The following is a 21,780-nucleotide window of genomic DNA, read 5'->3' on the forward strand; positions in this document are numbered from 1 at the left end:
CCGATCAATGGAGATCGGTTTTTTACTCAATAGACATGAACTATTGTGCCAATTCACGCCCCAATTTTTTCATGCGGGGTTTATACATCAGCTGGTAGGTCACTGCCAAAATAACCACCCACAATGGGCTAACATACAGTGCTTTTAAGGTATCTGGTTCAAGTGCCAAAATCACCAATGCAAATAACAAGAAGGCAATCACGATATAAGACATGAATACCCCACCCGGCATTTTAAACTTGGATTGAGCATGTAATTCTGGACGTAATTTACGGTAGCGCAGATAGCACACCATGATCAGACTCCAGACACTAATGAATAGAATCACGCACAGTGAACTGGCTAAAGTGAAAGCCTCAAGGGTATTCGGCACAAAGTATTGCAACACCGCCCCGCCCATGATGAACACACACGAGAAGATCAGACCATTGGCAGGCACAGCACTTTTCGATAAACGACCAAAGGCATTGGGTGCCTGACCATCTTTAGATAAACCAAACAGCATCCGACTGGTCGAGAACACGCCACTGTTCATAGAAGACATCACCGAAGACAATACCACCAAATTCATGATGATCGCTGAGGTCACAATCCCTGCATTCAGGAACAACTCCACAAATGGACTCTTATCGGCACGGATAATGTTCCAAGGTGTCACTGACATCACCACCAATAAGGCCAAGACATAGAACAAAATAATCCGAATCGGAATCGCATTAATGGCCTTTGGCAAATTCTTATGCGGATCTTTGGTTTCAGCAGCGGTAGTTCCTATCAACTCCACACCGACAAAGGCAAAGACTGCGATCTGAAAACCAGCCAAGAAGCCATCCAAACCTTTTGGAAACATACCACCATGCGACCAAACATTACTGAGCGAAGCGACAGCACCATGAGGTGCCTGAAAATGGCTAAAGATCATATAACCACCAACACCAATCAAACCGATAATCGCTAAAATCTTGATCAGGGCAAACCAGAATTCAATTTCACCAAATAGGCGCACGGTGAGCAGGTTTAAGAACAGCACAAACAGCACGCAGCCGGCACTAATGGCGGCCTGTCCGATGGGAGTAAACATGGTGCCTTCGGGCAACCAAAAGGTGAGATAATTAATCACGGCAGCCAGATCGGCAATCCCGACCAGCACCCAGCCCAACCAATAGGTCCAGCCCATGTAATAGCCTGCCCATGGCCCAATCAGGTCATGCGCCATATCGACAAAGGATTTGTAATGCAGGTTGGCAAGTAATAACTCACCCAGTGCGCGCATTAAAAAGAAAAACATGCCACCAATGATCATGTAAATAAACAGAATCGATGGGCCTGCCAAAGAGATGGTTTTGCCTGAGCCCATGAATAGGCCCGTACCAATGGCACCGCCAATGGCGATTAACTGCAAATGGCGATTGGAGAGTTTACGTTGTAAGTCTTGGGGCGACTGTTCGCCTTCTGACTGATGAGATGTAACCGTCATATAAAGTTCCTTTTACTTTTTTCCTAAATGAGTCAGCACTTGATTTATACGCCATACCCGAGCTGTCTTTTAAAGACGGCTGACTCATTTCGATTGCAAGAAAATACGTATCTGACTACGTTTTATCTACTGCAAATACGTTACTTTTCTTCTTTTTATATTTTTAAACAAAAATAAAGCGAATCGCTTTATTTTTGAGCTGCAACGACTGCAATTTCGATTAACCACTTCGGATTGACCAAATCTGCCTGAATGGTGGCACGCGAAGGTGCAACATGGCCTTTTAACCAGTCAATCCAGATAGTATTCACCACAGGGAAATCGGCAAGGTCTTTAATAAATAATTGTGCAGACAATAAACGTGATTTATCTGTTCCTGCGGAAGCCAAAAGTTGTTCAATGGTTGCCAGCACTTCACGGGTTTGCCCTTCAATATCCAGTTCGGCATTTTTAGGCACCTGACCTGATAAATACACCACCTGATTGAATACTGTTACAGCACTCATGACTTCATTGGTATTGAGCTTTTGAATATCTGAATGAGACATAAGAAATCCTTATTCCTGAGTAATAAATGAAACACGTGCAGTCACGCCACACATCAGTTCATAACCGATGGTGCCTGAACCTGCTGCCACCTCATCAATGGCTAAAACTGTACCTGAACTGGACTGGCCCCAAAGTACCACTTCACTGCCAACATCGGCATCGCTGATCGGGCTGAGGTCGACGGCCAACATATCCATGCTGACCCGTCCAATGATTTGGGTGCGAATCCCATTGACCAAAACTGGGGTTCCTGTTGCTGAAATGCGTTGATAACCATCGGCATAGCCACAGGCCACAATTCCGATTCGGATCGGTTGCTCGGCTACATAACTGGAACCATAGCCGACACTTTCCTGCGCATCGAGCTGTTGCACGGCGATAATTTCACTGCGCAAGCTCATGCCCGGAGCAAGGCCCCAGTCCTGAATGGTATGTTTGGGATAATCGGGAGAACTGCCGTACAGCATGATGCCGCCACGTACATAGTCCGATTGTAATTGGGTCTGATATCTTAAAATTGCAGCACTGTTACTGACCGATCTTTCGCCAGGCAAACCTGCAATCGCGGCGTCGAACTGCTGCAGTTGATAGTCAATGCCGGTTTCACCAAAACGGTCACCATCAGCGTCGGAGAAATGCATCATATGAGTGATGCTGGCAATGTTGTCCGACTGGCTCAGCTGCTGCCAAATGTCCCGATATTGTTGCGGCTTGAAACCTAAACGGTTCATACCACTGTTCATTTTCAGGAAAATATCGAACTGGGCTGGATAAGCATGCTGCTGTATCCACGCCACCTGTTGCGTATTGTGCACGGTAAAACTGAGTTGGTATTGGGCACAATCAAACAGGTCTTGGGCCGAGAAAATTCCTTCCAGCAATAGAATTGGGCCTGTCCAACCCAGAGCCCGCAGACGTTTTGCTTCGTCCAGATCGAGCAAGGCAAAGCCATCCGCACTTTTAAAAGATTCGTAAACACGTTCAATGCCATGCCCATAAGCATTGGCTTTAACCACCGCAAACACTTTGCTGTTTGGCATTGCTTGCCTTACCACCGCAAGATTTTGGCGTAAGGCTTGGGCATGGATCACCGCAGTAATTGGACGAGGCATAATTCACTTCCCTGTCTGTGCAATTAAGCAGCGTGTGAATAACGTTGAATCGACAAACCATCCGTGCTGATGTCAGGACGGTGGTTCATGACCAGATCACTGATCAATTTGCCTGAACCACAAGCCATGGTCCAACCTAAAGTCCCGTGTCCCGTATTCAGGAACAGGTTCTTGTACTGGGTTGCACCAATAATCGGCGTGCTGTCTGGGGTCATTGGACGTAGGCCTGTCCAGAATGAAGCTTGAGCTAAATCCCCACCCGGGAACAAGTCCTGTGTCACCATCTCTAAAGTGGCACGACGATCTTCTTTTAAGCCTAGATTAAAACCACTGAGTTCTGCCATGCCCCCAACGCGAATCCGTTGGTCAAAACGTGTCAGTGCGACTTTGTAGGTTTCGTCCAGTACCGTTGATTGTGGTGCAAATTTTGGCTCGACAATCGGAATGGTCAGTGAATACCCTTTCACAGGGTAAACTGGTAAATTCAGTTGCAGTGGTTTTAAGAAATCACGAGAATAGCTACCAAAGGCCAAGACATAACGATCCGCTGTGAGGATTTCACCATTAACCTTGACGCCTTTGATCTCATCGCCTTCAACAATCAGGTTTTCGACATTCTGATCGAACTTAAATTCCACACCCAAATCTTGGGCCAGTTTTGCCAAGGCATTGGTAAATAAATAGCAATCTCCCGTTTCATCATTGGGTAAATGGAGGCCACCGACCAATTTATCGGTATACCCTAAAGCAGGTTCAACACTGGCCAATTCTTGCGCATTGAGTAAAGCGAAGTCGACACCACATTCTTGCAACACTTGAATATCACGTTGTACCGCTTCAAGTTGCGCCTCGCTACGAAACACTTGTAAGGTGCCCTTAGAGCGGTTTTCGTAGTTGATGCCAGTTTGTGCTCTTAAATCACGCAAACAGTCACGACTGTATTCTGCCACACGCATCATGCGTTCTTTGTTCACGGCATAGCTGTGTGGGTTACAGTTTTTCAGCATCTGTGCCATCCACTGCAACTGCCACATACTGCCATCAATATTGATCGCCAATGGCGCATGATGCTGGAACATCCACTTCACGGCTTTGAATGGAATGCCCGGCGCTGCCCACGGGGTTGAATATCCTGGAGAGATTTGGCCTGCATTACCAAAACTGGTTTCTTTGGCAGGCCCTGATTGACGGTCAAGTACCGTCACTTGCGCACCTTGTTGTGCAAGATAATAGGCACTTGCCACACCAATGACGCCACTTCCTAAAACAATTACGCGCATAATAGATCCCTCAAGCACACACTAGGTTATTTAACTAGTATATTTTTGGATCAATAGTTTTTTTCACTGATTTTATCGCTATAATCTAGGTAATTTAATGTTTTCGTCACGGAAAAATTAAAATAAAAGGGAATAAATGATGCGTAAATTAGACCGTATTGATCGCCTGATTTTGGACATTTTGCAACGTGAAGGCCGGATTGCCATCAGTGAATTGGCGTCACGGGTCAACTTATCCACCACGCCTTGCTCAGAGCGGGTCAAGCGTTTGGAACGTGAAGGCATCATCATGGGCTATTACGCCCGTCTCAATCCAGAATATGTGGATCGCAACTTGTTGGTGTTTTTGGAGATCAAACTTTCAGCTAAATCGGGTGATGTATTTGATCAGGTGGCTCGGGATTTAGTCGATATCCCCGAAGTACTGGAATGCCATCTGATCTCAGGTGAGTTTGATTATCTGGTCAAAGCCCGTCTTAAAGAAATGAGTGCCTATCGCCGCCTATTAGGGGATTTACTGAAAAAACTGCCTGCCTCTGCATCCTCGCATAGTTATGTGGTGATGGAAGAGGTGAAAGAGTCGTTATATCTGGATATGGGCGTTTAAAGTCATCTCCCTTACAATAAAAAGCCCGAAATTCCGGGCTTTTTAAATAGCAAAAGGGATTATTCATCTTCATCGTAAATATAGCTCATACAGCCCCAGCCATCATATTCGCCATTAAACTCTTTCGCGATCTTGGTCATCCATTCTTCCAGATCAGCGATGTCTTCATATTCCAGCGTCATATTGACATGAATATTCAGCACCCACAGATCAGACCCGTCCGAGTGCTGCTCTTCCTGAAACAAGGAAATTTTCTGTTCTTGATGTAAAAGATGTAAGGCACATTTTTCAATTTGTTCCTGTTTTTCAAAAACAATGGAAAATTCAACCTCATGTGGCTCATTCAGGTCATTGCCATCTTCAACCATCTGCCACAGTACATTGCCATTATCGTTGTCTGGAAATTGCTCATAGTCACGTGTCATATGCATATCCTTTGTTGTGTTTTGGAATTGGTATTTGGCTATAGAGTAACCGATTTTTATTGCAGTTTTTAGACGTGTGAATAGCAATATTGTAGTCAAAAAATAATCAAGCTAAAACATCCGCTCGCGGCTGTTTAAGATAAACCGATGGAAAGTACCACTTGGTCGAGACAACGAATGCCATTTTCATACATCGGTGTTGGGTAATCTTTAAAAACATCTGGCTCGATATGGGACAGACGGAAGCCACATTTCTGATACAACGCCAATTGGTCCAGACTCGAGTTGCCCGTTTTCACCCATAGGGTCTGGATATTGAGCAGTTTGGCGCTTTCAATGACCTGCTGAATCAATACCTTGGCTAAGCCCTGCCCTTGATAGTGTGGATCTACAGCCAGATTTTTAATTTCAGCTTGCTCATCATCACTTTGCCATAAACAGAGCTGGGCAATTATGTGTGCCTGATCATTCAACATGATAAAGAGCTTTGACTGGAACAGATAGCGCGACACCTGCTCCCAGCTTGGATCGGCATCTAATAAAAGTGCCTTGAGTTGTAGTTGCTGTATCTCGGAGAGTGTTGACCATTCAGCTTGTTGAGGTGCATACATGGACTTGCCTATTGATGGTTCGATTTAGAACTTTACCTGAGAATGAATTTCAACATCATGCAATTTTAACGGATGCTTGAAGGCCAGATAAGCCGCATGCAGCGCCATACGTGTTAAATGGAACTTGGCAGGTTCTGGATGATAAAGCTTATCGCCCATGATCGGATGACCGATATGCATCATATGTACCCGTAATTGATGAGAACGTCCTGTCACCGGCTCTAAACGCACACGGCTCTGGTCAGTTGCTGCATCATATGCCATACACTGAAATAGCGTTTTGGCGGGCTTGCCCAATTCAAAATGCACCATCTGACGCGGACGGTTTTCCCAATCCGTAATCAAGGGTACTTCCACACAGCCTTCTGTCTGAATCTGACCCTGCACCAGTGCTTGATAATATTTTTTGACAGTCCGTGCCTGAAACATTTTACTGATCGCCACTTCCGCATCGCGATGTTTGGCAAACATCAATAGGCCTGAGGTTGCCATATCCAGTCGATGCGTGACTTTGGCCGCAGGATACTGTTCCAAAACCCGTAAATAAGCACTGTCCTGATGTTCTGGTAAACGCCCCATCACCGACAATAGCCCAGCAGGCTTATTGATCACCAGCAAATCTTCATCTTCATAGACGATCTCAAGGGGTGTTTGCGGGGGTGCATAAACAAAGTTGTCATTTAAAGGCATGAGTGCAGCATACATTGAATCAGGTTCTGGATGGGGAACGATTATAGTAGTGTCATTGGCTTTCGCAACATCTCATTTCAATGCGATACCCGCACAATCAAGAGGCTGTCTTTACCCCTTTGCTCAGACCTTGTTGATAATGCTGTTCCAGTGTTGCAATATCCTGATTTAAAAAAGCAATCAGATAATCTTTAACTCGTGCAAGACTCAGTTGTTTAAACGAAATATGCTCTTTACTTTTACGTGTCAGCAAACCAAATAGATCTTTTTTCGCAATGATGGTGGGAATATCACTGTCCAATTTAAATTCAAGCTGTTGTGATTTGGCATAGGCATCCAGAGTAATCACACAGGTCTGTTCAGTACGGTGATCTGTCACAATAAAATGGGTATCTACACCATTGAGTTGCAATTGACGCACCAACTGCTGACGCCACGTCATCTCGTCAAATTTGGTTAAAATGGTTGCCAAATCGAATCTGCCCACATGATCGATTTCATTGTGATTCATTTGATGCGGATAGCGGATTTTAAGCTCGAACTGATTCATCATGCTGTGACCTATTGCTGTCATTTTTTTAATTTTTAAATACGAAGTAATTATATCATTTTGTTTTTTAATATAAAAATATCGACTTATATTCACAATGGCAGGATTTCAGGATTCATTTCACATTCATTTTTATTTTATTGATACAGTTTTTATTATTTAGGTCTGATTATTCTTTTCTATTTACTTAAATTTTTAGGGTATCAAGGGAAAACAGAGGTTGTTTACTTCAACACCTATGACTTTGTAAGCCATAACCTTTGCCTATAAACTTTTGATCTATAGCGTCCTAAGCCGAATCGAGACCTTTTGGGTTCGTACACACTTGCTTTATAAGCGTCGGTGCATGCTACTCTTTTCGATCCCTTTCACACCCTTGAGACATAGTTTAGGCAGATCACGGCGGGATTGTTTTCCTAAAAACAGCTATTTTCGATTATCAATGAAATAATTTTGCACACTGATTGCTAAAAGTTGAAATATTTTCCATATCCAATAAAAACTACGATTTATATTCCGATAAATTCAAATTTACATGTGTATTTTTTCAAATACGGCTTTTAGTTTAGGCCCAAATCACCATAATAGCCGCCACGATCACCAGCCATAGACCTAAATGATCGGTCTTGGCGAGTTTTTCTTTAAAGAAAAAAGCTGAAATCAACAAACTAAATAAAATTTCCACCTGACCCAGCGTTTTGACAATTGCCACGGTCTGCATACTCATGGCACTAAACCAGCCCACTGAAGCCAAAAAGCTACAGATACTGACTCTTAAAGTTAAACCCACACGCTGCCACATTTTATACAGGGTCGGTCGGCTAAAAAATCCGAGATAGATCAACAGTACAATACATTGGAAGCTGATCAAACTGCACAACACCCATGCAGCGCGGTGCAAGAATGGCAATACGCTCAGTTCTAGACTGGCTTCACGCACCAATAGAGAAGTAATGGCAAAACACAGCCCACTACCCAGTCCAATCATCAAGGTTTTCAAGGAGAGATCAGACTGCTGTTTTCCTTTACTCAGTAAAAATACCGCAAATGCACCTATCACCACGCCGACCCAACCCCACGCACTGAGATGTTCCTGTAAGAACAAAACAGCGACCAAAGCCGCCAAAATCGCTTCACTTTTGGCAAGTCCAACCCCAATGGCATAATTTTTTTGTTGAAACAGTCTGACCATCAAGGCCGTGGCATAAATCTGGCTAATCCCGGCAATCACAATATACAGCCAGAATTTATCAGAGAAATGCACGGGTACTGTGACAGGCTGACGCCAATACAGAAAGGCCAAATAACTAAAAGCAAAGATCGGTGAAAAGATAAATCTTGCCAGTGTGGTGCCATAGACATCCACGCTGGTACTGAGTTGTTTTTGAAATGCATTGCGCCAAGCCTGCATAAATGCAGCCATGAGGGTAAATAAAATCCAAGTAAGCATCATAAGCTTGAACGCAATATTGTCAGTGCCGCTAATTTACGCTGTTCTGCTTATTTTTTCGATGGCCATCTTCAGACTCTGCTGTGGTACAGCATATTTTTGGCAAGCAATCCGCCACACCAGACGATGTTGATTCCATCCATCATCTAGAGTTTCTTTTTGCTCATTTCAGCCAGTAAGTCGAGCTGTATTTCCTGAATTTTTGCCAATCGATCCCATTGATGCATCAAAAGGTGATCCATTTTTTCATGTAAATTATGAATTTCCAGTTCTGCTTTAAGATTCACCTTATAGTCATTTTCTGAACGTAAACGGTCTTTGGCTTCCTGACGATTTTGACTCATCATAATAATCGGGGCCTGCACTGCGGCCAAGCAGGACAAAATCAGGTTCAACAGAATAAAGGGATATGGGTCTGCGGGATGTTTCACCATCACAACCGTATTCACTAAAACCCAAATAACCAAAAAACCAGCAAAACAAATCAGGAAGGTCCAACTGCCACCAAATGAGGCGATTTTATCTGCCAATCGTTCGCCAAAGGTCCAGTTTTGATCAAATTTACTTTCTATATTCTTATTAATTAAATCATGGTGTTGCATACTTTGCAGGACATCGTACTCTAAATTTGAAACCTCACCTTGTTCTGAATTTAACAGTGACTGGACATATTGCATACGATACTTGGTTAAATCAGGCAGGCAAATATAGTCTTGCGAACTCCATTCAGGAAACTCCTGTGCAATTTCCTCAGTAATCACCTTACGTATCGTCCCGATTGGGATCAAATTTTTAATAGGAAAACTTTTTTTACAAACGAGGCAAATCCGACATTCTGTTTTTCCATTCATGCTTTATCCTCTCTTTGTGAGATTTATTCATTTATCTGGTTATTGTTATTCAATTTTATCCTGCGGCATCGGGCTGACCGGTGATGCTTTTGTAATCTCAAGTCAAAAATCGTATTTTAGAGTAGCTTTAAGGCAAGATAAAGGGCGAGACCGAATAATAAGATACCGATTTTATACACCGCCATCCCGCCATAATGAATCGCATCAAACTGCTGTTCGGATAAGTTGAACCATTGCCCATGTAGTCGTTTGACCGAGCCTTTTGCAAAGATAAAAGCCAAGAACCAGATGATTAAAACGATATAGTTAAAGAGCGTCATGTAAAGAAAAAACTGTGTGAGCTGGAAAGTGTTCATGACTGTTTCCCTCCATTGGTTATTGTTGTTATTTTAAGCGGTTTTTATGATCTGAAACTTAAAATACTTAGCGCAAATCAATCTCTTTCTCTTGGCAGTTTGAGCGGTGCCAGTGCATGGCAGCAATCATCAAAATAATCACCCGCTCTTAAAAACTTAAATCATCAAAGTCTTTCACTTTGGATAGATAGATCGGTGCCTGATTGATTTTGCTCCATGTTTCTTTAAAGCTTGGATCTTGTTCTGGGTCTTGGCTTAAATTTTCACGAAAAACTTTTTTGCCTGTTAAAAAATTAATACTGGTTTGGCTTTGAATGAGAGGCCCATGATTGCTTGAATCATCATAACCAATCAGGCGTAGGTCTTTGTCTTCCAAGCGAAATAGATAACGCCAATAGCCATAACGTCCATGTGAATAATAAATACTGAGTAAGTTATTTTTAATTTCCATCCATAGCTCAGGTGGAAAATAGACGCCGCCATCTTCATTTTCAGAGCTAAAACAGCTGAGGTTACTGACAATAGGTATGTATTTACCTTTTTCATTGAATAAAACAATGACGCCACGGCGGTTACGATCTAACTGTCCATAATATTCATGATCGACAAAGGCTTTGGGGTCAGTGGCTTTGACAATCAGCACCACATCCTTTAAGCCGTCTTTATTTAGGTCGCCTTCAATGGCTTTAAAAAGTTGGTATTTTGCAGGGAGATAAGCTTTATAGGTGACTTTGTCTTTGCGTAATTGAAGCTCTTCCGCTGTGGGTGGCTCTTGGGCAAATGTTGTATGTGGAAGTACATATAAACTTGTAAAAGCTAATAATGTTGCAAGTATTTGAGTCTTTATCATCTTTTATATCGCTCCATTCAAGTTATTAACGGTGTTCTTGTTTTTATAAGGAATGACTGAGTTTCTCTTGTTTTTTTGCACGAATCCAGCGTGCAGCAACGATAATAAAAACGATCACCAAGACCGCAATCAGCGCAGGCATGATAAAGGCCAGAATCGATAACACAATTGAGCCTATCAACTCACCTGTTGAGATCACAAAATTACCCAACCCACCTGTAGTTGCCGTCGAAACCCCACGTGCTGCAACCGTACTCATTTGCACTACGCCTGCTGTTCCACCACCCACGATTAACGCGGCAGCCCAAGTCGCAAACTGGGACATTTCACCACTACTGACTGCCATTGTGGTCAGTGTACCTGCCACCACAGCCGCTGGTGTGGCAATGCTATCTAACAGGTTATCCACCCACGGCACATAGTAGGCTGCAATTTCACAAATCGTGGCAAAGCCCAACGCCATACAGACCGATGGAAGTGCCAACCATTCAAAGACTTGGGCAGGTTGATACCAACCCATTAAGGTGGCAATACTCATGGCCAAGAGCGGCACAAAGACACGAAAACCACAGGCTGCACTTAGGCCCACGCCAATACACAGTCCTAAAATTGTTTCCATCATGGATTTCCTTTCTATGCCGATGACAGGTCTTGTTATTTACATCTTATTTTTAAGGTAACAAAAAGCCCTATCAAGGGATAGGGCTTTTATTCAAACAGTGGGTAACTGTTTGGTATTTTGCGGCTTAGGCATTCTTACTGTTGAATTGATTGCCAAGGCATTTGGTACACGGAGGTAGACGATCAGTACCAATTTCTAAATAGGTGCGGTGTCCGCATTGAACACAAAAATAGAAGCCTGTTCCAGGTTTTTCGCCAGCAGTGACCATCTTTGTTCTCCATAGATTTTAGAAATGGTATATATACTATAGCGTGATAGTTTTGATTATTTATTGACCTTTCCGACGGGTGGTGATGGCGGAAAGGTGAAGTTTGATGATTATTTAAAATTTAAACGAGTTACAAGGGATTCGATACCCAATTCTCCACACGCAATCCATCAACACGTAAAAACTCTTTTTCATTATTGGTGACCATTACCCAATTATTTGCTCTGGCATGCGCTGCCAACCATAAATCATTAGATCCAATGATCTGACTTCTAGAAGAAAGCGCTTGACGTATTTGTGCATAATGATCCGCAACATCTTCATCTAATTCGGCGACTTGAATCATTGAGGTAAACTCATCAATGACTTTTAATGCTTTTTCTTTGCTTTGACTTTTTTCAGCGCCAAAACGTAGTTCGCCCAAGGTAATCACCGAGATTAAAATATTCCGATTGGGAAGATGTTTTTCAAAATGCTGACGGACACTTTCAGGCTGATGTTTGCTGATATAGATACAAATATTGGTATCCAATAAATATTGTGCCTGCATTAGAATTCTTCTCGTTCTTGTGGTGGTTGATCCACTCTTTCTTCTGCATAAAAATCATCTGGCATTTGTGCCAATACATTGAATAAGTGTTCCGCGGTAATTGGCTTTTCACGTAGGATCACTTCATCACCACGGCGAAATATTTCAACTTCTGTACCTTCAAATCGAAATTCTTTAGGTAAACGAATCGCTTGGCTGCGCCCGGTCATAAAAACTTTTGCGGTAGACATTGTCGCTACTCCAACCGTTTTGATATATACCTTATGATAGATACTATTTGATCATTTTACCAACAAAATTTAATTAAAATAAAAGCACAATACTGACTAACACTATAATCCTTCACTTCAACCCTAAGTATCCTCCTCTTATAAAAAATAAAAGACCCTACACGAAGTAGAGTCTTTTCATCACAATATCAATCACTTTCAGATCAAAGTATTAAGCCACTTGACCTTCTAAAAAGTCTTGCGCAAAACGCTGTAATACACCACCCGCTTCATATACAGAAACTTCTTCTTCTGTATCTAAGCGACAGGTCACAGGCACTTCAACAATCTCTTCCTTACCATCTGCTGTGGCACGCTCAATCACTAAAGTTAAGGTCGAACGCGGTGCAATATTACCAATCACGCTATAAAGCTCAGTACCATCCAGCTTTAAAGTTTTACGGTTTACACCAGCTTTAAACTCAAGCGGTAAAACACCCATACCCACTAAGTTAGTACGATGAATACGCTCAAAACCTTCTGCAACAATCGCTTCCACACCTGCAAGACGAACACCTTTTGCCGCCCAGTCACGACTTGAACCCTGACCATAATCCGCGCCCGCCACAATGATCAACGGTTGCTTACGGTTCATGTAGGTTTCAATCGCTTCCCACATACGCATCACTTCGCCTTCTGGCTCGACACGTGCTTTTGAACCCTGCTTAATGCTGCCGTCTGAACGAACCACCATTTCATTAAACAGTTTCGGATTCGCAAATGTGGCACGTTGTGCCGTTAAATGGTCACCACGATGGGTAGCGTAGGAGTTAAAGTCTTCCTCAGGTACGCCCATTTTGTGCAGGTATTCACCCGCAGCCGAATCCATCAAGATTGCATTGGATGGTGACAAATGATCAGTAGTGATGTTGTCGCCTAAGATCGCCAATGGACGCATATTGGCTAAAGTACGTGGTGCGGCCAACGCCCCTTCCCAATATGGTGGACGGCGGATATAGGTACTTTGCGGACGCCAGTCATATAACGGACTTTCAGCTTGTTCAAATTCGCCCAAGTCAAACATTGGAATATAGACTTTACGGAACTGTTCAGGCTTCACCGCTTCTTTTACCAGCGCATCAATTTCAGCGTCTGAAGGCCAGATATCTTTTAGGTAAATCGGGTTACCGTCTTTATCATGACCTAACGCATCTTTTTCGATGTCAAAACGAATGGTTCCTGCAATTGCATAGGCCACAACCAACGGCGGAGATGCAAGGAATGCCTGTTTTGCATATGGATGGATACGACCATCGAAGTTACGGTTACCCGAAAGCACAGCAGTCGCATACAAATCACGATCGATGATTTCTTGTTGAATCACGGGATCAAGTGCGCCTGACATACCGTTACACGTAGTACATGCATAAGCCACGATACCAAAACCAAGTTTCTCTAGATCGCCCAACACACCCGCTTCTTCAAGATACAGCGCAGCTGCTTTTGAACCCGGTGCAAATGATGATTTTACCCAAGGCTTACGCACCAAGCCGAGTTCATTGGCTTTACGTGCCAACAGACCTGCCGCCACGGTATTACGTGGGTTTGAAGTATTGGTACATGAGGTAATTGCAGCAATGATAATCGCGCCATCTGGCATTAAACCATCGGTACGGTTCTCAACTACACCAGCAATGCCTTTTTCTTTCAAGTCAGCGGTAGACACACGTGCATGCGGATTTGATGGGCCTGCAATATTACGAGTCACTGTTGAAAGGTCAAAACGAAGTACACGTGGGTACTCAGCTTTGGTCATATCAGATGCCCAAAGACCGATTTCTTTAGCATATTGCTCAACCAATGCCACTTGTGCATCTTCACGACCTGTTAGGCGTAAATAGTCGATGGTGTTCTGGTCGATGTAGAACATTGCCGCGGTTGCGCCATATTCTGGGGTCATATTTGAAATGGTGGCACGGTCGCCCACAGACATGCTGTCAGCACCTTCACCGAAGAACTCAAGATATGCACCGACGACACGTTCTTTACGCAAGAACTCGGTTAATGCCAAGACGATATCGGTTGCAGTAATCCCTGCTTGACGCTGACCGATAAATTCAACCCCAATGATGTCTGGCAGACGCATCCAAGACGCGCGACCGAGCATGACATTTTCAGCTTCTAAGCCACCGACACCGACTGAAATCACGCCAAGCGCATCGGTATGTGGCGTATGTGAATCGGTACCAACACAAGTATCTGGGAATGCCAAGCCGTCACGGTTTTGAATCACTGGAGACATTTTCTCCAAGTTGATCTGATGCATAATGCCGTTGCCCGCAGGGATCACGTCGACATTTTTAAAAGCGGTTTTGGTCCACTCAATAAAGTGGAAACGGTCTTCGTTACGACGATCTTCGATTGCACGGTTTTTCTCAAACGCGTCAGGATCAAAGCCACCAAACTCCACTGCCAAAGAGTGATCAACGATCAACTGGGTTGGCACAACGGGGTTCACCTTGGAAGGATCACCGCCTTTGTCTGCAATCGCATCACGCAGACCAGCAAGATCCACCAATGCGGTTTGACCTAAAATGTCGTGACAGACCACGCGCGCTGGATACCATGGAAAATCGGTATCTTGACGGCGTTCAATCAGTTGCTTTAAGTATTCGGTTAAATTTTCTGTATCAGCTTTGCGCACCAGCTGTTCAGCCAACACTTTCGAGGTGTACGGCAAAGTTGCATATGCACCTGGCTGAATATCTTCAACGGCTTGACGCACGTCATAATATTCGAGCTGGGTACCTGCCAGCGGTTTACGATATTTTGTGTTCATTAACCACGCTCCGCCAATGGTTTGAATTCAAGATTTTCAGGGCCAGTATAATTCGCGCTTGGACGAATGATTTTACCGTCTTGACGTTGCTCAATCACATGTGCAGACCAACCCGCAGTACGTGCAATCACGAATAATGGCGTGAACATTGCCGTTGGAACGCCCATCAAGTGATAGCTCACCGCACTGAACCAGTCGAGATTCGGGAACATGTTCTTCACTTCTTTCATCACCGCTTCTAAACGTTCAGCGATCAGATACATCTTGGTATTTTCTTGTGCTTCAGCAAGTTCACGCGCCACTTGCTTGATCACTTCATTACGTGGATCAGAAACGGTATAGACTGGGTGACCAAAACCGATCACCACTTCTTTTTTCTCCACACGGCTACGAATATCTGCTTCTGCTTCATCTGCATTGTCATAACGCTGTTGAATCACAAACGCCACTTCATTTGCACCACCATGTTTAGGGCCACGTAACGCACCGATACCGCCTGTGATTGCCGAGTACATGTCTGAACCTGTCCCTGCCACCACACGTGACGTAAAGGTTGAGGCATTGAACTCATGCTCTGCATACAGAATCAATGAGGTGTGCATGGCTTGAATCCATTCTTCTGATGGTGCTTCACCATGCAATAGATGCAAGAAATGCGCAGCAATCGAATCATCATTGGTTTCAACTTCAATACGACGACCATTGTTACTGAAGTGATACCAGTACAACAACATTGAGCCCAAGCTTGCCATCAATTTATCAGCGATGTCTTTTGCGCCTGCTTCGTTGTGGTCTTCGTGTTCTGGGGTTAAGCAACCCAACACAGAGACACCCGTACGCATTACATCCATTGGGTGTGCAGACGGTGGCAATTGCTCAAGCGCAGTTTTCAATGCAGCAGGTAAGCCACGCAATGCTTTTAATTTTGCTTTATAGGCTTTGAGTTCGGCTTTGTTTGGAAGTTTGCCGTGTACCAGAAGGTGTGCCACTTCTTCAAATTGGCTGCCGACGGCAAGGTCAAGAATGTCATAGCCACGGTAGTGCAAGTCGTTGCCGCTGCGGCCTACGGTACAGAGTGCAGTGTTACCTGCCACTTGTCCGCTGAGGGCAACTGATTTTTTTGGTTTGAAGCCTGTTGTTGTTTCATTACTACTCATAAGATTGTCCTTTTCTGTTCTTTCTATGTGAATTATGAGTTCTAAAATCCCTCCCTAGCCCTCCCTTTGGAAAGGGAGGGAAGTCCCCCTTTTTCAAAGGGGGATTTAGGGGGATTTCTTATTTTGCTTTTTCAAACGATGCATCAAGATATTGTTCAAACGCATGGTAGTTAATGCGTTCATACAGTTCTTGACGGGTTTGCATGGTATCGACCACATTCTTTTGCGTGCCTTCTTTACGCAAAGTCTCATAAACATTTTCTGCGGCCTTATTCATAGCACGGAATGCAGACAGTGGGTAGAGCGCGATGCTGACATGGGCAGAAGCCAATTCTTCCGTCGTAAATAATGGCGTTGAACCAAATTCGGTGATATTGGCTAAAACGGGCACTTTGGTCAGATCAGCAAATTGCTTATACATGGCCAATTCAGTGATCGCTTCTGGGAATAGCATGTCTGCACCTGCTTCGATATAAGCACCCGCACGGTCAATTGCAGCTTGTAAGCCTTCAACTGCAAGCGCATCAGTACGCGCCATGATTACAAAGCTGTCATCGGTACGCGCATCGACCGCAGCTTTAATACGATCGACCATTTCTTGTTGAGTCACGATGGCTTTATTCGGACGATGACCACAACGCTTGGCACCGACTTGGTCTTCGATATGCATCGCAGCAGCACCGAATTTGATCATCGACTTGGTGGTACGTGCGATATTAAACGCAGATGCCCCGAAACCGGTGTCGACATCCACCAACAATGGCAGATCACACACATCGGTAATACGGCGTACATCGGTCAATACATCATCAAGGTTACTGATACCCAAATCAGGTAAGCCCAAAGAACCTGCAGCCACACCACCACCAGATAAGTAGATCGCTTTATAGCCTGCGCGTTTTGCCAATAACGCATGGTTGGCATTGATCGCACCCACCACTTGTAATGGTTTTTCATTTGCGACCGCGTCGCGGAATAGCTGACCAGCAGACTGTTTAGCCATGTTGTTGTTCTCCTTGATTTTGTAGCAATGTTTGCTCAACAATTTTGTAGGATGCATTGATATGACGGTGCATCAGCATTTCGGCAAGCTCACCGTCACCTTCAGCAATCGCATCTAAAATGCGGATATGTTCGTCCCAAGCTTTACTTGGGCGATCTGGGGTATTTGAAAACTGGATTCGATACATCCGGATGAGGTGATACAGCTCATCGCATAACATTTTTTCGAGGGTTTTATTGCCACTGCTTTTGATGATGCAGTAATGGAAATCGTCTTGGCCTTCTTGTAGATAGTAGCCCTTACCTGCTTTAAAGTTTTCATCCTCGGCATGCATCCGCAATACATCACGCAAGGCCAGAATCTGTTTTTTATCAATATGCTGTGCTGCGAGTTTGCAGGCTAAGCCTTCTAAAGAAGCACGAATTTGATAGAGTTCTTGAAACTGCTGTAGCGACAGTGACACCACACGGGCACCGACATGGGCAGTTCGCTCTACCAGTTTCTGCCCTTCCAGACGGTGAATCGCTTCACGTAAAGGCCCGCGACTGATGCCATATATCCGTGCCAGTTCAGGTTCTGAAATCTTGCTGCCCGCAGGAATATGTCCCAATACAATCGCCGACTGAATTTGCTTGAATACGTGTTCCGTCAGGGTCATTCCCTGACTGGTGCTGAGGGCTTGAGGAACAAGGGTATCTTGCATATTGTCGACAATCTCTACAATTTTTATGATTTTATAACCAGATAAAAGAAAAAATGCAATAGGATTGTCGACAGTAAGTTAGACTAGTGCTTTCAATTCTACTGGATTGTGATCACTCAGCGGCTGATCAACACACGGCCAAAAATCTCATATAAAAATAGATAAAACAATAGGTTATGATGTTTAAAATCATCACATAAACCTAAGCTTTGATCGGCTGAGCAGGCTTAGACTGTTCATGCTACGACCATGGTATGACAGCTTGATTGTAGACAATCTTTATAATCAGCTTGTAGCGACAAATTTTGTAAGTAAATACTGCACCAAAATGTAAATAACAGCGTGCTTCATGCAGTCTTTATTGATACATTATTGGGCATCAAAGGTTCCGCTTCTAAAGCGCCGACCTCCCCAGACATCTATGCACTTTGTTGAAGAAAAGGACATTGTTAATGTTTCAACATATCCCACCTTATGCAGGCGATCCGATCCTTTCATTGATGGAACAGTTTAATGCTGATCCACGTGCTGAAAAGGTCAACCTCAGTATTGGTTTGTACTATAACGAAGACAGTATTGTTCCTCAGCTTGATACCATCATCGAAGCGCAAAAACGTATTGCCCCTAAAAATACGCAAACCAAGCTTTATTTACCAATGGAAGGTTTCAAACCTTACCGTGATGCGATTCAAGCCTTATTGTTTGGTGCCAATAGCCCTGCAATTCAACAAGGTCGTGTTGCTACAATTCAAACATTGGGTGGTTCTGGTGCATTAAAAGTCGGTGCAGACTTCTTAAAAACCTACTTCCCAAATTCAGAAGTTTGGGTCAGCCAACCAACTTGGGATAACCACGTTGCCATCTTCAATGGTGCTGGTATCAAGAGCAACTTCTATCCATACTTCGATGCTGAAACACGTGGTGTTGATTTTGATGGCATGTTGTCTACGTTAAAAACATTGCCAGAACAAAGCATTGTGTTATTGCACCCATGCTGCCATAACCCAACAGGTGCAGACTTGAACCCAGCACAATGGGATCAAGTGATTGTGGTATTAAAAGAACGTAACCTGATTCCATTCCTCGACATCGCGTATCAAGGTTTTGGCGATGGTATGGAACAAGATGCTTATGCCATCCGTGCCCTAGACCAAGCAGGTCTGAACTTTATTGTCAGCAACTCGTTCTCAAAAATCTTCTCACTTTACGGTGAGCGTGTTGGCGGTCTGACTTTCGTATGTGACGATGCTGAAGCAGCAAAATGCACATTCGGTCAGTTGAAAGCTACAGTACGTCGTATCTACTCTAGCCCACCAACAACAGGTGCATGGTTGGTTGATCAAGTGTTAAATGACGCTGATCTCAATCAACAATGGCAAGGCGAAGTGAAAGAGATGCGTGAACGTATTATCAAAATGCGTAGCATCTTAAAAGATGAGCTAACTAAAGCCCTTCCTGAGCGTGACTTTAGCTACCTTGTGAATCAAAAAGGCATGTTCAGCTATACAGGTTTAACCGCTGAGCAAGTGGACATTCTTCGTGAAGAATATGCAATCTACTTGGTACGCAGTGGTCGTATCTGTGTTGCAGGCCTGAACATGAATAACGTATACAAAGTTGCCAAAGCTATGGCTGAAGTTTTAGCAAAATCTGCTGCAACCGCTTAAGTTGTAACGATTTAAAAAGGCGCTACGGCGCCTTTTTTATTGCCTGTTTTATTTAAAGTCAGGACTTGGCCTTGCCCCAATACTTCAATTTAGAAGTGTGCCCAATCCCGACATTAAAACAATTATTCGGATCAAGTTTCTGGTAAAAATTGACCAATGCAGGCTTGGCAATATACAAATGACCGACATTATGCTCGGCAGGATATTCTGCACGGCGTGCATCCAACAAATGCCACATTTGATGTTCCATCGCTAAAGGATCATTGCCCTTTTTAAGAATATAATCCTGATGAAACACATGACAGAAAAAGTGTCCATAATAAAGCTTATGCATGATCTGCTGTTCCATCTCCGCAGGCAATTGCTCGACCCACTCACGATCATTACGACGTAAGGCAATGTCCAAAGCCACAATATCCTCAACTTCATCCCGATGGGTATCACGATAACGAATTGCTGCACCTGCCACTGCAAAACGATGCAAAAAGGCTTTACGCCCTTCATCCGCATCACAAAGGAAAAAATTGCCAGAGGGATGGACTTTAAAATAATCTTGTAAAAATTGCTCGGTCTGGGCTTTGCAATTATTTTCAACGCGTAACATCAGATGATGTTCATAACGATCACGATATTCAGTCATCCGTTTGGGTAAATGGCTCGGTAACAAACTAGTGATGGCTTGTAAAAGATGATCAGTCAGTCCTTTGATTTTAAATTTTTCTAAAAAGCCATCGACCTTGTCTTTCAGTGCAAAAGCTTTGGGCACATTGGCCGTGCCAAAGTTCTCAATAAACAAAAAGGTATCTTTGCCATATTTTTCACCAATATGATACGCATCGCGGTGAATATATTCGCCTGCGATCGGCAAGCTTGGCAATGAAGTCAATAAATAACGACGGATCGCAGTCAGGTCGTCGGCATCATTGCTGCCAATATAAAAGACATTGCTCTCTACCTTTTCATAGGTATCCAGACGTACCGCAAACACGCAGACTTTCCCTGCCGAACCTGAGGCTTCAAACAGACGGGATGGATCGGCATTAAAACGTGCAGGGCTATCGGCATCGACTTGGGTGACATCTTGCGCATAACGCTGATCGGATGCCTGTTTTTCTGCATCATCTAAAATATCTGTGGCTTGATATTGCTGCTGTTCTAAACGGGTCAGGATTTCTTCTGGTGTTGCGCCCAAATTCACGCCCAGATGATTCACCAACTCCAGCTGACCTTGGGCATTGACCTGCGCATACAGTGCTAACTCCGTATAAGCAGGACCACGACGTACCAAGGCACCACCTGAGTTATTACACACCCCACCCAATACCGAAGCGCCAATGCAGGAAGAACCAATCACCGAATGCGGCTCACGATCATAGCCTTTCAGTATCTGTTCCAGATTGTCCAAAGTCGCGCCAGGTAAACAAATCACCTGCTGACCGTCATGAATCACCTGAATGCCTTTTAAACGGCGCGTACTCATTACCAACACGGGGCGGTCATAATCATCACCATAGGGGGTTGAACCACCGGTCAGGCCCGTATTGGCCGCTTGCATGATGACAATACAATCTGCTTCAATCGCTGCTTGTAATACCTGCCACTGTTCCAGCAAGGTGCCAGGAATCACCACTGCAAAGACTTTACCCTCACCAAAACGACGACCTTGTCGATACTGGCGGGTACTTTGATCATCACTCAGCACATGTTGCCGCCCAACAATCTGCTGTAAACGATCAATCATCGCTTTGGGAGAAAATGTTTGCATGATGGCTCCTTTGGATCATCCATATAAAATCTAGCTATATCTTATGCATGCTAAAACTAGATCAGCACGGCAGAGTCTTACGGTATATAAGTTATGACGAAAGCAACTCATTCTGTTACTTTGGTTTTGCCCTGAGTGGCGGCTAAAGGCACGCAAGACCAAAGGCAGTCAATTACAGAACCTGTTTAT

General features: G+C 43.9%; 23 protein-coding genes. 2 read left to right on the forward strand and 21 right to left on the reverse strand.

What is annotated here, in order from left to right:
• Nucleotides 1-40: 40 nt before the first annotated feature.
• The 4 genes from NQU59_RS02850 to NQU59_RS02865 form a co-directional block, all read right to left on the reverse strand.
• Nucleotides 41-1,477, reverse strand: a complete 1,437-nt coding sequence (locus tag NQU59_RS02850; RefSeq protein ID WP_070076768.1) for an amino acid permease — start codon at nucleotides 1,475-1,477, stop codon at nucleotides 41-43.
• Nucleotides 1,478-1,665: 188 nt separating this feature from the next.
• Nucleotides 1,666-2,025, reverse strand: a complete 360-nt coding sequence (locus NQU59_RS02855) for a RidA family protein (RefSeq protein ID WP_144583630.1) — start codon at nucleotides 2,023-2,025, stop codon at nucleotides 1,666-1,668.
• A gap of 9 nt (nucleotides 2,026-2,034) precedes the next feature.
• Nucleotides 2,035-3,138 carry an alanine racemase gene (alr, locus tag NQU59_RS02860; protein ID WP_257064924.1) on the reverse strand — a complete coding sequence of 368 codons (1,104 nt, stop codon included), beginning with the start codon at nucleotides 3,136-3,138 and terminating at the stop codon, nucleotides 2,035-2,037.
• A gap of 23 nt (nucleotides 3,139-3,161) precedes the next feature.
• Nucleotides 3,162-4,418 (reverse strand): D-amino acid dehydrogenase, encoded by a 1,257-nt coding sequence (locus NQU59_RS02865; RefSeq protein WP_005240523.1) that lies wholly within the window; start codon nucleotides 4,416-4,418, stop codon nucleotides 3,162-3,164.
• A gap of 139 nt (nucleotides 4,419-4,557) precedes the next feature.
• Here NQU59_RS02865 and NQU59_RS02870 point away from each other — a divergent pair, with 139 nt between their 5' ends.
• On the forward strand, nucleotides 4,558-5,025 hold the full coding sequence (locus NQU59_RS02870; protein ID WP_004773316.1) for an Lrp/AsnC ligand binding domain-containing protein: 468 nt from the start codon (nucleotides 4,558-4,560) through the stop codon (nucleotides 5,023-5,025).
• 59 nt (nucleotides 5,026-5,084) lie between these two features.
• On the opposite strand, the gene NQU59_RS02875 is transcribed toward NQU59_RS02870, so the two are convergent.
• The 16 genes from NQU59_RS02875 to NQU59_RS02950 form a co-directional block, all read right to left on the reverse strand.
• Nucleotides 5,085-5,450 carry a ribonuclease E inhibitor RraB gene (locus NQU59_RS02875; protein WP_005240526.1) on the reverse strand — a complete coding sequence of 122 codons (366 nt, stop codon included), beginning with the start codon at nucleotides 5,448-5,450 and terminating at the stop codon, nucleotides 5,085-5,087.
• A gap of 134 nt (nucleotides 5,451-5,584) precedes the next feature.
• Nucleotides 5,585-6,061: a GNAT family N-acetyltransferase gene (locus NQU59_RS02880; RefSeq protein ID WP_005240528.1), complete on the reverse strand. Its 477-nt coding sequence runs from the start codon at nucleotides 6,059-6,061 to the stop codon at nucleotides 5,585-5,587.
• Between the two features lie 24 nt (nucleotides 6,062-6,085).
• Entirely contained in the window at nucleotides 6,086-6,751 is a 666-nt protein-coding gene (locus NQU59_RS02885; RefSeq protein ID WP_257066125.1) for a pseudouridine synthase, read from the reverse strand.
• A gap of 97 nt (nucleotides 6,752-6,848) precedes the next feature.
• Nucleotides 6,849-7,301 carry a hypothetical protein gene (locus tag NQU59_RS02890; protein ID WP_032879537.1) on the reverse strand — a complete coding sequence of 151 codons (453 nt, stop codon included), beginning with the start codon at nucleotides 7,299-7,301 and terminating at the stop codon, nucleotides 6,849-6,851.
• Nucleotides 7,302-7,866: 565 nt separating this feature from the next.
• Nucleotides 7,867-8,754: a DMT family transporter gene (locus tag NQU59_RS02895; protein ID WP_257064925.1), complete on the reverse strand. Its 888-nt coding sequence runs from the start codon at nucleotides 8,752-8,754 to the stop codon at nucleotides 7,867-7,869.
• A gap of 143 nt (nucleotides 8,755-8,897) precedes the next feature.
• A complete protein-coding gene (locus NQU59_RS02900) occupies nucleotides 8,898-9,602 on the reverse strand; it encodes a DUF1003 domain-containing protein (RefSeq protein WP_144583637.1) in 705 nt (234 codons plus the stop codon).
• Between the two features lie 116 nt (nucleotides 9,603-9,718).
• The gene (locus NQU59_RS02905; RefSeq protein ID WP_257064927.1) at nucleotides 9,719-9,958 is read right to left on the reverse strand and encodes a DUF6868 family protein; all 240 of its coding nucleotides are present in this window, start codon (nucleotides 9,956-9,958) and stop codon (nucleotides 9,719-9,721) included.
• Between the two features lie 148 nt (nucleotides 9,959-10,106).
• Nucleotides 10,107-10,808, reverse strand: coding sequence for a hypothetical protein (locus tag NQU59_RS02910; RefSeq protein ID WP_257064928.1), 702 nt, complete (start codon nucleotides 10,806-10,808; stop codon nucleotides 10,107-10,109).
• A 43-nt stretch (nucleotides 10,809-10,851) separates the two neighbouring features.
• A complete protein-coding gene (locus NQU59_RS02915; protein WP_257066129.1) occupies nucleotides 10,852-11,427 on the reverse strand; it encodes a DUF4126 domain-containing protein in 576 nt (191 codons plus the stop codon).
• Between the two features lie 127 nt (nucleotides 11,428-11,554).
• Entirely contained in the window at nucleotides 11,555-11,698 is a 144-nt protein-coding gene (locus NQU59_RS02920; protein ID WP_004637424.1) for a zinc ribbon-containing protein, read from the reverse strand.
• A gap of 130 nt (nucleotides 11,699-11,828) precedes the next feature.
• Nucleotides 11,829-12,248 (reverse strand): type II toxin-antitoxin system tRNA(fMet)-specific endonuclease VapC, encoded by a 420-nt coding sequence (vapC, locus tag NQU59_RS02925; RefSeq protein ID WP_257064929.1) that lies wholly within the window; start codon nucleotides 12,246-12,248, stop codon nucleotides 11,829-11,831.
• Nucleotides 12,248-12,478, reverse strand: a complete 231-nt coding sequence (locus NQU59_RS02930) for an antitoxin (protein ID WP_016653313.1) — start codon at nucleotides 12,476-12,478, stop codon at nucleotides 12,248-12,250. The genes vapC and NQU59_RS02930 overlap by 1 nt, the downstream gene beginning before the upstream one ends.
• A 211-nt stretch (nucleotides 12,479-12,689) precedes the next feature.
• Nucleotides 12,690-15,296 (reverse strand): Fe/S-dependent 2-methylisocitrate dehydratase AcnD, encoded by a 2,607-nt coding sequence (acnD, locus tag NQU59_RS02935; RefSeq protein ID WP_257064934.1) that lies wholly within the window; start codon nucleotides 15,294-15,296, stop codon nucleotides 12,690-12,692.
• Nucleotides 15,296-16,453: a bifunctional 2-methylcitrate synthase/citrate synthase gene (gene prpC, locus NQU59_RS02940; protein ID WP_005240547.1), complete on the reverse strand. Its 1,158-nt coding sequence runs from the start codon at nucleotides 16,451-16,453 to the stop codon at nucleotides 15,296-15,298. The genes acnD and prpC overlap by 1 nt, the downstream gene beginning before the upstream one ends.
• 118 nt (nucleotides 16,454-16,571) lie before the next feature.
• Complete coding sequence (prpB, locus tag NQU59_RS02945) at nucleotides 16,572-17,456, reverse strand: methylisocitrate lyase (RefSeq protein ID WP_257064935.1); 885 nt, start codon at nucleotides 17,454-17,456, stop codon at nucleotides 16,572-16,574.
• Nucleotides 17,449-18,159 carry a GntR family transcriptional regulator gene (locus tag NQU59_RS02950; RefSeq protein WP_005186499.1) on the reverse strand — a complete coding sequence of 237 codons (711 nt, stop codon included), beginning with the start codon at nucleotides 18,157-18,159 and terminating at the stop codon, nucleotides 17,449-17,451. The genes prpB and NQU59_RS02950 overlap by 8 nt, the downstream gene beginning before the upstream one ends.
• A gap of 452 nt (nucleotides 18,160-18,611) precedes the next feature.
• On the opposite strand from NQU59_RS02950, the gene NQU59_RS02955 reads away from it, so the two are divergent.
• Nucleotides 18,612-19,826 (forward strand): amino acid aminotransferase, encoded by a 1,215-nt coding sequence (locus tag NQU59_RS02955; RefSeq protein ID WP_257064938.1) that lies wholly within the window; start codon nucleotides 18,612-18,614, stop codon nucleotides 19,824-19,826.
• Nucleotides 19,827-19,884: 58 nt separating this feature from the next.
• Here the strand turns inward: NQU59_RS02955 and dld are convergent, their stop codons facing one another.
• A complete protein-coding gene (gene dld / locus NQU59_RS02960; RefSeq protein WP_257064940.1) occupies nucleotides 19,885-21,591 on the reverse strand; it encodes a D-lactate dehydrogenase in 1,707 nt (568 codons plus the stop codon).
• Nucleotides 21,592-21,780: the final 189 nt, after the last annotated feature.

The organism is Acinetobacter colistiniresistens (assembly GCF_024582815.1).
Lineage (GTDB): Bacteria > Pseudomonadota > Gammaproteobacteria > Pseudomonadales > Moraxellaceae > Acinetobacter.